12 protein-coding genes are annotated in these 11,767 nt (G+C 46.4%); 11 read left to right on the top strand and 1 reads right to left on the bottom strand.

What is annotated here, in order from left to right; all coding sequences use genetic code 11:
- The first annotated feature begins 19 nt into the window (after window positions 1-19).
- The 10 genes from murD to HZB75_04165 all read left to right on the top strand — a co-directional run bounded on the left by murD (window position 20) and on the right by HZB75_04165 (window position 10,718).
- Window positions 20-1,309 (top strand): UDP-N-acetylmuramoyl-L-alanine--D-glutamate ligase, encoded by a 1,290-nt coding sequence (gene murD, locus HZB75_04210; protein QQG50709.1) that lies wholly within the window; start codon window positions 20-22, stop codon window positions 1,307-1,309.
- Window positions 1,306-2,568 (top strand): hypothetical protein, encoded by a 1,263-nt coding sequence (locus tag HZB75_04205; protein ID QQG50708.1) that lies wholly within the window; start codon window positions 1,306-1,308, stop codon window positions 2,566-2,568. The genes murD and HZB75_04205 overlap by 4 nt, the downstream gene beginning before the upstream one ends.
- Before the next feature lie 48 nt (window positions 2,569-2,616).
- Window positions 2,617-3,861 (top strand): cell division protein FtsA, encoded by a 1,245-nt coding sequence (gene ftsA / locus HZB75_04200; GenBank protein QQG50707.1) that lies wholly within the window; start codon window positions 2,617-2,619, stop codon window positions 3,859-3,861.
- Window positions 3,862-3,926: 65 nt separating this feature from the next.
- Window positions 3,927-5,135: a cell division protein FtsZ gene (gene ftsZ / locus HZB75_04195; GenBank protein QQG50706.1), complete on the top strand. Its 1,209-nt coding sequence runs from the start codon at window positions 3,927-3,929 to the stop codon at window positions 5,133-5,135.
- A 17-nt stretch (window positions 5,136-5,152) separates the two neighbouring features.
- Window positions 5,153-5,602 carry a transcriptional repressor NrdR gene (nrdR, locus tag HZB75_04190; GenBank protein ID QQG50705.1) on the top strand — a complete coding sequence of 150 codons (450 nt, stop codon included), beginning with the start codon at window positions 5,153-5,155 and terminating at the stop codon, window positions 5,600-5,602.
- A gap of 4 nt (window positions 5,603-5,606) precedes the next feature.
- Window positions 5,607-5,864, top strand: a complete 258-nt coding sequence (locus HZB75_04185; protein QQG50704.1) for a hypothetical protein — start codon at window positions 5,607-5,609, stop codon at window positions 5,862-5,864.
- Complete coding sequence (locus tag HZB75_04180) at window positions 5,864-6,493, top strand: vitamin K epoxide reductase family protein (protein ID QQG50703.1); 630 nt, start codon at window positions 5,864-5,866, stop codon at window positions 6,491-6,493. The genes HZB75_04185 and HZB75_04180 overlap by 1 nt, the downstream gene beginning before the upstream one ends.
- A gap of 27 nt (window positions 6,494-6,520) precedes the next feature.
- Window positions 6,521-7,024, top strand: coding sequence for a DoxX family membrane protein (locus tag HZB75_04175; GenBank protein ID QQG50702.1), 504 nt, complete (start codon window positions 6,521-6,523; stop codon window positions 7,022-7,024).
- A gap of 251 nt (window positions 7,025-7,275) precedes the next feature.
- Window positions 7,276-7,860, top strand: a complete 585-nt coding sequence (locus tag HZB75_04170) for an NUDIX domain-containing protein (protein QQG50701.1) — start codon at window positions 7,276-7,278, stop codon at window positions 7,858-7,860.
- The gene (locus HZB75_04165) at window positions 7,860-10,718 is read left to right on the top strand and encodes an isoleucine--tRNA ligase (protein QQG50700.1); all 2,859 of its coding nucleotides are present in this window, start codon (window positions 7,860-7,862) and stop codon (window positions 10,716-10,718) included. Before HZB75_04170 ends, HZB75_04165 begins: the two co-directional genes overlap by 1 nt.
- Window positions 10,719-10,779: 61 nt before the next feature.
- On the opposite strand, the gene HZB75_04160 is transcribed toward HZB75_04165, so the two are convergent.
- Complete coding sequence (locus HZB75_04160; protein QQG50699.1) at window positions 10,780-11,445, bottom strand: hypothetical protein; 666 nt, start codon at window positions 11,443-11,445, stop codon at window positions 10,780-10,782.
- Window positions 11,446-11,528: 83 nt separating this feature from the next.
- Between HZB75_04160 and HZB75_04155 the strand changes: the two genes are divergently transcribed.
- A complete protein-coding gene (locus HZB75_04155; GenBank protein ID QQG50698.1) occupies window positions 11,529-11,762 on the top strand; it encodes a hypothetical protein in 234 nt (77 codons plus the stop codon).
- Window positions 11,763-11,767: the final 5 nt, after the last annotated feature.

Genomic DNA, 11,767 nt, shown 5'->3' with positions numbered 1-11,767 from the left:
TGTATGAGATAATAGTTGTATGAAAATTGCCCTACTTGGCTACGGTGTCGAGGGTGCTTCGGCATACCGCTACCTTAGCTCGCGCTACCCAGAAGCCGAATTCGAAGTCTACGATAATGCCGAGACGCCAAAGTATGAAATTCCTGATGGAGTGGCGTTTCGTGGGGGTGTTACAAGCTTTCATGATATCGATGCCGACATGGTGATGCGAACGCCTGCAATTCCACCATATACTGTGACTTCGCGAGGCAAAATTAGCTCGGTGACAGAAGAATTTTTTGAAGCATGCCCAGTGCCGATTATTGGCATTACGGGCACAAAGGGTAAAGGGACTACTGCGAGTCTTATTGCAGCAATGCTTGAGAAAGCGGGTATAAAAACGTGGCTCGTGGGAAATATCGGCTTGTCTTCGCTCGATATTTTAGACGAAGTTACCGCGCATGATGCCGAAGGTAAGTCTGGCGTTGTCGTGTACGAGCTTTCGAGCTTTCAGCTGTGGGACATGAAGAAAAGCCCGCATGTTGCGATTGTCCTTATGATTGAGCCAGAGCACCTGAATGTTCACGAAAGCTTTGATGATTATGTTCGGGCGAAGAGTAATATCGTGAAATATCAAACACCTGAAGACATAGCGATTTACTTTGCAGATAACGATGTTTCGGCGACGATCGCAAAAAGCTCGGCTGGAGTAAAAATACCCTACCACGTAGAAGACGGCGAGGCTCTTATGATTGATGGAAAAGAGATCGCTCGGCGCGATGATATTCTTTTGTATGGCGAGCATAATGTTGGGAACGTGCAGGCGGCAATGCTTGCAGCTTGGCAATTCACGCAGGATGCGCAGGCGATTCGGGCTGCAATTAAGGAATTTCACGGCTTGCCGCACCGGCTTGAAAAAGTGGCTGAAAAAAGTGGAATCTTGTATATTAACGATAGTTTTTCATCGGCGCCACCCGCTACTGTTGCCGCGCTTCGTGCGTTTAAACAGCCAAAGATTGTTATTATGGGTGGTTACGACAGAGGACTTGATTTTACTGACACAGCTCGCCAGATTGTTGCTGAGCCAGACGTTAAAAAAGCACTATTATTAGGACAGACAAAGCACCGGATTGCTGCGGGTTTTAAAGAGTGTGATTGGCGCAGCTACGAAGTATTGGAAGATGATTTTGCGGCTGCTGTGCAAAGGGCGCATGAACTAGCCGATCCGGGTGACGTTATAATTTTAAGCCCAGGATGTGCGAGTTTTGATATGTTTAAAAATTTTGCCGAGCGCGGAGATACATTTAAAGAACTGGTAAGTGAATTATGAAAAATTTTATTTTTGAATCGTACGGATTTTCGCCAAAAACCAAGACAGCAACGTTTACCTACAGTTTTGATGGTGCCGATTTTTTTACCGAGGAAATAACCTATAAAAATGTTGCCGACACATACGATAACGACGCACTGGAAAGAGCGCTTTTTCTATCGTTTGTATTAGTAGGTGTCTCATATTACAAGCTATTTCCTGGCGCAGGGATCGAGTGGAGAGTTGGACAGATTGACGCGTGGCAGAGTGAATTTTTAAACAAAGTATATCAAGAAGGAATGGGTCAGTTCGCTTACGAAAATGAGCTAACTCGAGATGATCTTGCTCACTTTGTGCAGACAGGAGCTGGCCAGAGTCCGGTGAAGTACAAGGGTGAGGGTGTGTTGTCGCTGCAGAGTGGCGGAAAGGATTCGCTTCTTACGGCGCAGCTTCTTTCTGAAAAGAAAATTGCGTTCGATTCCTTTTATATTTCAAGCAGTGATAAATATCCGGCTATCTTAAAGAATATTGGCGACAGCGTAGCGCTGGCGCACCGAAAAATCGACATTCCTGCAATCAATGCGGGGCGTGAAAAGGGCGGATTGAACGGGCATGTGCCTGTGACATTTATCGTTATGTCGTTTGCGCTTATTCAGGGAATCCTTCTTAATAAAAATAAAATTTTAGCGTCGATTGGTCATGAGGGCGAGGAACCACATGATTGGATTGGTGACTTAGCGGTAAACCACCAATGGTCAAAAACATGGCCAGCCGAACAGTTGTTTAGCGAGTATGTTGCCACGTATATCTCTGCGGATATGGCTATAGGATCGCCGCTTCGAAAGTATAGCGAACTTCGGATTGCTGAGTTATTTGTAGAAAAAGCTTGGCAGGCGTATGGCCATAGCTTTAGCTCGTGCAACCTCGCAAATTACATGCAGGGCGCTGATAATAGCGAACTTAAGTGGTGTGGGGAATGCCCAAAATGCGCCAACTCGTATCTACTATTTGCACCTTTTTTGAACGCCGATGAACTGCAAAGCATTTTTAACGGGCAAGATTTATTTGTAAAAGAAAGCCTGACCGATACGTTTAAGGGCCTACTGGGAATCGATGGAATAATGAAACCATTTGAGTGCGTGGGCGAGACCGAAGAGTTGCGGCTTGCGTATCACATGGCTCAAAACTGTGGCGGATACAGCGACATTGGTTTTATCGTTCCTGAATCGTCTTTTGATTATTTAGAAGAGTATCCTTCGCAGTCCACAGTTGCACTATAGATCGAGAAGGGCTGTTCAAAACACTACATAAGCGCTATACTTTTACGTATGCAAGAAACATCTCGATACGCAGTCGGTATAGATATCGGTACGACAAAAGTTCGCTGTGTGGTAGGCCACATCGACGCTACAACAGGCGCTCCAACGATTGTTGGCGTGGGCGAAGCGCCGAATAGTGGCATGCGTAAAGGTGTTGTCGCAAATCTTACTGGCCCCGCACAGGCGATAGACGACGCTCTGGGTGAAGCTGAGCGAATGAGTGGCTACCAGGTAAATGGTGCGTCGATAAGTATCAATGGCGCTCACATTCTTAGTACCAAGGCCGACGGTATGATTGCTGTTGGTGCAATGGATCACGAAATTAATCACGATGATTTGGCGCGTATCGAAGAGGTAGCGACGCTCGGTAAAGTTCCTGCAAACCGTGAGATTCTCGAAGTTGTTCCACACAGTTATCGTCTTGATGGCCAGGACAACATAAAAGACCCAATTGGTATGACGGGTACTCGGCTTGAAATAAATGCCAATGTGGTTTCGGCGTTGGCGCCGCATCTTGCGAACCTGCAAAAATCGTCCGAAATGGCGAAGGTTTCGCCTCACACAATTACCCCTGCAGTTCTTGGCGCCGCGCGCGCGGTTCTTGGTGAGCAGCAGCTTGAAAACGGCGTGGCTGTTATTGACATGGGTGGTGCTACAACAAGCGTTGCGGTATTTGAAGAGGGTGATTTGCAGTACATCGGCGTTATTCCGGTAGGTGGCGTTAATATTACGAACGATCTTGCGATTGGACTAAAGACCGATCCTGAAATCGCCGAGAAAATAAAAGTGGCACACGCGACTGCAACCACGCGTAAAAATAGCGAACGTCTTACGACAAAGCACGAAAAAGAAGTTCACAGTTTTGATTCGGCGGATATCGATGAGATTGTTGAAGCGCGGCTTGAAGAGATTTTTGATGGTGTCGCAAAAGAGCTTAAAAAAGCAGGGCGTGCTGGCCAATTGCCTAGCGGCGTTGTTCTAACTGGTGGCACCGCAAAGATTAAAGGCATTGCCGAATATGCAAAGGAAAAGCTTGGCCTAGCGGCGCGTATTGGTAAGGCGGCTGGATACGGTGGCGTTGCCGAGAGTATCGAGGAGCCTCAGTTTGCGACGGTAGTGGGATTGATGCTTTTAGATGCGCAGGGTGCTAGTCACGCTCCGGCGACAGCACATAAAGCCGGTGCCGGCAGCAAAGCTGCTCTCAAATCTGCCGGAGGGGTGATTTCAAAATTCCTCGACAGATTCAAGGCGTAATTTGTTTTTAAATAATAAATGTTATACTAGAGAATGAATAGAATATTGGGGAGAGCATAAATTCCATGCCTGAAGTAAAACCAAGCGAAATACAAACATTTGCCAGCATTAAAGTTGTTGGTGTTGGTGGCGCAGGCGGCTCTGCTGTCAATCGTATGAAAGATGCAGGACTTGCGGGTGTGCAATTTATTGCAATGAACACCGACGCACAGGCGCTGCACAACTCAAAAGCAGATGTTAAGATCCATTTGGGTCACAACACAACAAACGGACTTGGCGCCGGAGCCGATCCTTCTACTGGAGAAGCTGCTGCGAACGAATCGCGCGATGAAATTAAGGCGGCTGTCGAAGGCGCCGATATGATCTTTGTGACAATCGGAGCTGGCGGTGGAACGGGTAGTGGCGCAGGCCATGTCGTTGCAGAAATTGCACGTGAGCTTGGTATTCTTGTTGTTGGTGTAGCCACGAAGCCATTTAGTTTCGAGGGTGAAAAGCGACGCCAGAATGCTGAGTGGGCGATTGCACAACTTGGGCGACAGGTTGATACGCTAATTACCATTCCTAACGATCGCCTTTTGCAAACGATCGACCGACGCACGCCCCTTCTTGAAACATTCAAGATTGCAGACGATGTTCTTCGCCAGGGTGTGCAGGGTATTTCAGAACTTATTACCGAGCACGGACTCATTAACCTCGACTTTGCCGACGTAAAGGCAATTATGAGCAATGCGGGCTCGGCGCTTATGGGTATTGGTCGTGCGAGTGGCGATGATCGCGCTGTTCAGGCGGCTCAACAGGCGATTGAGTCACCACTCATCGAAGTTTCAATCGATGGTGCAAAGGGTGTACTGTTCAACGTGACAGGTGGCTACGATATGAGTATGAGCGAGATTCAAGAAGCAGCGGAAATTATCACCAGTGCTGTTTCTCCTGATGCGAATATTATCTTCGGTGCAACCCTTAAGCCAGAGCTTGAAGACGAACTAATCATTACGGTTATTGCAACAGGTTTCGATAGTGCGTACTTCCACGAACAGGCTGCGCAGCTTGAGACGCCAACATCTTCAAACACCCCAACTCCAAAGCCGGTAGTGGCTGACGAAGCGGTGAACGCAATTGATATGGAGCTTGATCAAACCGATGCAGCAGCAGTATTTGCTGATGACACGGAAGCGCATGATATATGGAATAATCCTCCGGAAGACGACGACGAATCGGATACGCCAGCATTTCTTCGCCGCCGCAAGAAGAACAAGAATTCAGACGAATCATAAAAAGGAGCTAAGAGTACGTGAGCCCTAAATATAAAATTGGTGATAGCCGAGTTATTGAATCACGTGAAGCGGCCGATGGTGTGACGATACGCCGCCGCCGCGAATCTCTTGATGGTAAACATCGATTTACGACCTACGAGCGGATTGAGCGTCCAAATCTTGCGGTTGTAAAAAAAGACAGCTCAAGAGAATTATTCGATCGAGATAAGCTTGCGACTGCCGTAAAGCGATCTGTTGGCAAATTCTTTACCTCAGAAGTTGAGGTTGAAGAGATTATCAACAATATCGAGGATGCACTTTACGAACTTGGCGAAAGTGAAGTGACGTCGCATCAGATTGGAGACCTCGTTCTTGACGAGCTTGCCGTTCGTAACGAAGTTGCCTACGTTCGTTTTGCCAGTGTATACCACGAATTTAAAACCCTCGATGAATTCGAAGAAATTCTTCAGCAGCGAAGAAAGAAATAATCGCATGAAGACGGTAATCGTTTACAAAGAAGAGACCGACTACGCCCGTGATGTGAGCGATTATTTACGAGATTTTATGCGTCAGACTGGCCACGAGCTTGAAACGCTCGATCCCGATACGCCCGAGGGTGCTGATTTTTGCCGCGCTTACGATATCGTAGAGTACCCAAGTGTGGTAGCGATAAGTGACAATGGGAATCTACAGAACCTTTGGCGGGGGCTTCCACTGCCAACGATCAGTGAAGTGAGTTATTACGTCTAATGTTTCAGCGAATGATTGACGTACTTACAGGGCACGCCAGACAGCGGTCTGATGTTTGGATATTTGGAACAATGGCGATTTCGGCTATTGCTAGCCTTGTTGCTGCTCTAGTACTTTCAGTAGAAGCATTTCATCTGGCGAAAAATCCGGATGCGGCGCTTAGCTGTAGTGTGAATGCAATCATTAACTGCGCCAGTGTTATGAAGCACCCTAGTGCAGATCTTTTTGGTTTTCCGAACAGCTTTCTAGGCTTGATTGCCGAGCCGATTGTTATTACCGTTGCTATTGCTGGTATTGCAGGTGTTAGGTTTCCGCGCCTGTTTATGGCAGCAGCGCAGGTTGGATATGGCTTAGGCCTTATTTTTGCCTACTATCTATTCTTTGTTAGCGCGTTTGTTATTGAGGCGCTGTGTCCATGGTGTCTTCTTGTCACCGTTTCAACAACGCTAGTATTTATGTCGCTTCTTCACTACAACATTCGTGAAGATAACCTTTATCTTTCAAAAAACGTGAATCGTTATTTGCAGGATTGGAATAAGAAGGGTTACGACAGGTTCGCAACGGCGATTATTCTTGCGGCAATGGTTTTTCTGGTACTATTCAAGTATCAGGGCAGTCTTTTTGGCTAAGATTTAAAAAAAAGGGGGGGTGAAGAAATGGCAAAGCAGAATAAACCAAGTGATCAAGTATGGTATGCGCTTGCGGCGACACGCATCGTTTTGGGATTTGTGTTTTTATGGGCGTTTTTAGATAAATTACTAGGTTTAGGTTTTGCGACACCTGCCGCTAAAGCATGGGTGAATGGTGGGTCCCCGACGACTGGATTCTTGAAAGGGGTAGAAGGTCCGTTTGCTGATTTCTTCAATAGTATGGCTGGGCAGCCGTTTGCCGACTGGCTATTTATGGCAGGCTTGCTAGGAATTGGCGTGGGTCTCATTTTTGGAATTGCAATTCGCGTAACGGTAGTCGCAGGTTCCGTGATGCTTCTTATGATGTGGATGGCGAGCCTTCCTATCAAGACGAATCCGTTTATAGATGATCACATCGTATATATCTTTGTTTTGGCGGCCATTGGAGCCGGTGCTTCGCGTCAAAAATGGAGTCTCACGAATTGGTGGCAGCTTATCCCACTGGTAAAAAAGAGTCGCTGGCTTATCTAGTTGTTGAACACTAAAATTTTCTGTAGTACAATGAGGGCATAAGCACCCTCATTTATTATGGGGTAAGCGGCTATCACCCGCGAATGCTCCAAGAAGAAAGGCCGCAAGGTTTAGTAGAACTTGGCGTCACCACAACGACAAAGTGAACAACTAAGCGCTAGAAAGAATCTCTTTTTAGAAACTGGATGGTACCGTCCGAAACATCGGATTCCAGTGTCTAAGCAGGGATTTTTTGTTTTTAAGGAGAAGCAATGAAAGATAAAACGGTACACGAAGAGATTTTTGCCAGGGGCCGATTATTCGAATTGGTTCATGAACGCCAGCCAGACGGTCGTATTTTTGAAGTTGCGCGTCGGGCACCCGGTGTCCGTTTGATAATTGCTGATAAAAGTAACCAAATGATTCTGCTCACAAAAGAGTTTCGCAAGGAGCTTAATGATTGGGATTATAGACTTCCGGGCGGCAAAGTCTTTGACTCCCTGGAGGAATACGATGTTTTTCGTAAATCTGGTGATGAACTAACGATTGCGGCACGTAAGAAAGCGATCGAAGAAGCTCACGAAGAGGCGGGTATTCAGGTTATTGACCTAGAGTTATACAAAAAATCCACACTGGGCGCTACGGTTGAGTGGGACTTGTTTGTGTTCGAGTCCTCGAAATGGCAATTAATGGAAGATGGCCAAAAGTTAGAGGAGGGTGAGGTGATAGAGGCGGACACTTGGCTGACGTATACAGAGGCGACACAGAAGATATTAGACGGTGATATGCAGGAAGGCCGCATCGCACTCGTCCTTTTGCAGTGGATTAGCGAACAAAAAAAGGAGATGAATCACTAATGAAATTTAAAGCAAACACCCGACGACGAGCACTCGAGTACGAAAAAGATTTAGTACAGCAGTGGAAAAAGAATAAGACATTTGAAAAATCAATCGAACAGCGCTCTAAAGATGACGCGTACGTTTTTTATGATGGTCCTCCATTTATTTCGGGCGTACCGCACCACGGCACGTTACTGAGTTCTATCGTAAAAGATGCCGTGCCTCGTTATCAAACAATGAAGGGCAAGCGTATCGAGCGTGTATGGGGTTGGGACGCGCATGGCCTTCCGGCAGAGCGCTACACTGAAAAGAAGCTCGGCATTCATTCGCGCCAAGAAGTGATTGAGTATGGTCTTGAAAAGTATATCGTTGCAACGCGTGCGAATATGCTGCAAACCAGTAGCGCCTGGGAGGATGTTGTTGATCGAATTGGCCGCTGGGTTGATTTTAAGGGCGCGTATAAAACCATGGATAAAGACTACATGGAGTCTATTTGGTGGGCGTTTAAAACGCTCTACGAAAAGGGTAAGATCTACGAGGGCGAAAAGGTACTTATGTACTGTACGCTTGACGCCACGCCACTATCTAAGGCCGAGGTGACCATGGATGCGGGCGCATACCAAGATGTGACCGACCCAAGTGTGTTCGTGAAGTTTAAGTTAGTGGGCGAGGACACAAGCTTGCTTGCCTGGACGACGACCCCATGGACGCTACCCGCCAACACGGCAGTTGCAGTGAACAAGGATTTTGACTATGTCGAAGTGGAGCACGAAGGCGAGAAATTTATTCTTGCTAAAGATTTAGTAGAGAAAGTTCTCACCAACGAAAAACACCAGCCACTCGAGTACAAGATTATTCGTGAGCTAAAAGGTAAAGAACTTGTTGGTAAGAGCTACGAGCCGCTACTTGGCGTTAATCGTGGTGAAAATGCTCACAAAGTTTGGCACGCCGACTATGTAAGCGACGAGAGTGGTTCTGGTATTGTCCACCTGGCTCCCGCCTACGGTGAAGAAGATTTTGCGATGGCACGGGTTGATAAGATTCCTGTTGTTCATGTTATCGACGAGAACGGCCTCTACTTTGAGAGCGAGTGGAAAGGTGCGAATGTATGGGAGATTAATAAGACCATTGCAAAAACGTTACTTGAGCGTGGCGTTGTCTGGAAGATTGAATATATCAAGCACAGCTACCCGCACTGTCATCGCTGCGGTACGCGTTTAATGTACCGAGCTCACCCAAGCTGGTTTATGGATATTGATTCTCAGCGTACAAAGATGCTAGAGAAGAACGAGAATGTTAACTGGTTTCCGGCACATGTAAAACACGGCCGATTTGAAAAAACCGTTCAGCAGGCGCCCGACTGGAATATTAGCCGTGACCGTTTTTGGGCAACGGCTATGCCTGTCTGGAAGGGCACTGATAAAGATGGCGTGGAGCATACGAAAGTTATTGGTAGTTACGCCGAGCTTAAGGAGCTTTCAGGGAAAGAACTCGACGATTATCACCGCCCATGGATCGATGACATTACTTTTGAAATTGACGGCGTTACCTATACGCGTATCGATAAGGTAATGGATAGCTGGTTCGAAGCCGGTAGTATGCCGTTTGCACAGTTCCACTATCCATTTGAAAACAAGAAAAAATTCGAAGAGAATTTTCCTGGTGACTTTATCGTTGAATACATAGGCCAGGTTCGTGCATGGTTCTATTATATGCACTCTATGAGCGTTGCTTTATTTGGCGAGAATTCGTTTAAGAACGTGATTGTGACGGGTAACGTTGCCGGCAACGACGGCCGCAAGATGAGCAAAAGCTACGGTAACTACACCGATCCTAATATTTTGATGGACGAGTATAGTGCCGACAGTCTTCGCTTCCTATTGCTTTCGAGTCCGCTACTTAACGGCGAAGACTTTGCTTTGCAAGATAAAGAAGTGGGAGATGTCGCGCGTAAACTGAGTATGGTTTGGAATATGTACGACTTCTTTACTATGTATGCCGAGGTTGATAACTGGGAGTTTAAGGGTGATCTGAGCGATCCGAGCGAGGATCTCGATAATCCACTCGATCAATGGGTGGTAAGTCGTCTTCATCAGCTTACCGCTGAAGTTGAAAAACACATGGATGCCTACGATATTCCAAACGCTATGAAGCCAATTCTGCCGTTTATCGAAGATGCGAGTAACTGGTATGTTCGCCGTAGCCGCCGCCGTTTTTGGAAGTCTGGCGACGATACTGATAAAAACAATGCATACCGCACACTCCACTATGTACTTACGCAGCTTTCGCAGGTGATGGCACCGTTTACGCCGTTCCTCGCCGAAGAGTTGTATCAAAAACTGACAGGCGGAGAGAGTGTTCACCTTCTTGATTGGCCAAAGTCAGGTCATATTAACGAATTGGTTATCAACGATATGGAAACTGTTCGGGAGTATGTAAATACCGGTCTTAGTCTTCGCGCTAAAGAGCGTATGAAGGTGCGTCAGCCGCTAGCAAGTGTTACTGTTCCGACGCTTGGTGATTTTGTCAGCTTCGAAGATATTCTTACGGAAGAGCTAAACGTAAAAGTGGTGAAAAAGGGGAATGAGTTTGCACTCGACTTTAAACTAACACCTGCGTTGAAGCGAGAGGGCCTCATGCGCGAAGTGATCCGACATGTTCAAAGCGCCCGTAAGCAAGCTGGACTAAATGTCGATGATCATATTGTGCTTAGTCTCGAAACGCCTAACGACGACCTGAAAGAGGCGATTAGCGAGCACGAAGCGACTATTATGTCAGAGACGCTTGCCGATGCGTGCACGAATAAAGAATACGACTACAAGAGTGTCGTAAAAGTCGAAGGCGCCGAATTATCATTGTCGCTAGAAAAAGCATAAGATAAAAATTACATTAAAAATACCCGCATGTGCGCGGGTATTTTTAACTTTGTACCATGGGTTATTGTTTAATTTCTACGCCACCCATAATAACGTCACCGCTAATAATAAGCACCGGATTGTGCGAAGATTTGTCGGCAGTGGTTTTGTTTTCTACGCCACCCATGATTGGCGTTACTGTAGAGCGGACAGTCCAGTTTTTTGGTACTTTAATTTCGATACCGCCACATAGTGCGAATACGTTTATGGTAGCCTCGTCTTTAATAGTTGCGTCGCGAAGGTCAAGCTCAACACCACCGAATACGGCGGTAAGATCGCCGCCCTTGTAGTTATCGGCCTGGCTTTTTGTTGTGTTGCCACTAAAAACTGCCGAGATAGAATCGACATCTTTTTTACTGGCATTACTGTGATTTGCAGTGCGGTTAATAAGGATCGACAAGCCAATGCAGATAATGACAATTGGCCAGAACAGCTGCCAGATATTAAAGTCGACAATATCGAGTTGGCGCAACTGCAATAGAACACCCGCTGCCACAACCGAAAGCGGCCATAAGAAGTTTCGTGGATTTCCGATAAAGATCAGAATTCCGATAGTGACAACGATAAGAGGCCACCAATCGTGAAAGAAATCACTAAAGTTAATAACATTTAGACTACCAAGCAGGGCGGCAATACCAAAGGCAATAACGCCGAGCCCCAATATTATTCGTACAATACTTTTATTCATACCATTAGCATATCATAATGAAACGCTTGCACGAGGGTAGGGACAGTGCGTATTGACATTAGATACTTTTTATGCTTAAATGAATGTATAAAATAACAAAACAAAAAAATATGTCACTATTCACACACAACATCACATTCAAACCGGTTGACCCGCTAGGCGATGGCCTTGGCGATGATATTACCACCGAGCGCATGGAGCCCGAGGCGATCACCCTTGAAGAATTTGTCGACGAAGGACAACTTTCGCGCTACTGGCAAGATGTTGAAAAGGATATCGAGAACGACCCAGAGTGGTTTAAGTTTTCGAACGACTAGCGCTA

This window comes from Candidatus Saccharibacteria bacterium (assembly GCA_016432585.1).
GTDB lineage: Bacteria > Patescibacteriota > Saccharimonadia > Saccharimonadales > Saccharimonadaceae.
Note: the sequence above shows the minus strand (reverse complement) of the source record. Positions and strands in the feature narration are given on the sequence as shown.

What these genes read in the sequence shown, in the direction of transcription:
- murD (QQG50709.1), top strand. Translation starts at nt 20, where the DNA reads ATGAAAATTGCCCTACTTGGCTACGGTGTCGAGGGTGCTTCGGCATAC.
- HZB75_04205 (QQG50708.1), top strand. Translation starts at nt 1,306, where the DNA reads ATGAAAAATTTTATTTTTGAATCGTACGGATTTTCGCCAAAAACCAAG.
- ftsA (QQG50707.1), top strand. Translation starts at nt 2,617, where the DNA reads ATGCAAGAAACATCTCGATACGCAGTCGGTATAGATATCGGTACGACA.
- ftsZ (QQG50706.1), top strand. Translation starts at nt 3,927, where the DNA reads ATGCCTGAAGTAAAACCAAGCGAAATACAAACATTTGCCAGCATTAAA.
- HZB75_04185 (QQG50704.1), top strand. Translation starts at nt 5,607, where the DNA reads ATGAAGACGGTAATCGTTTACAAAGAAGAGACCGACTACGCCCGTGAT.
- HZB75_04180 (QQG50703.1), top strand. Translation starts at nt 5,864, where the DNA reads ATGTTTCAGCGAATGATTGACGTACTTACAGGGCACGCCAGACAGCGG.
- HZB75_04175 (QQG50702.1), top strand. Translation starts at nt 6,521, where the DNA reads ATGGCAAAGCAGAATAAACCAAGTGATCAAGTATGGTATGCGCTTGCG.
- HZB75_04170 (QQG50701.1), top strand. Translation starts at nt 7,276, where the DNA reads ATGAAAGATAAAACGGTACACGAAGAGATTTTTGCCAGGGGCCGATTA.
- HZB75_04165 (QQG50700.1), top strand. Translation starts at nt 7,860, where the DNA reads ATGAAATTTAAAGCAAACACCCGACGACGAGCACTCGAGTACGAAAAA.
- HZB75_04160 (QQG50699.1), bottom strand. Translation starts at nt 11,445, where the DNA reads ATGAATAAAAGTATTGTACGAATAATATTGGGGCTCGGCGTTATTGCC.
- HZB75_04155 (QQG50698.1), top strand. Translation starts at nt 11,529, where the DNA reads ATGTATAAAATAACAAAACAAAAAAATATGTCACTATTCACACACAAC.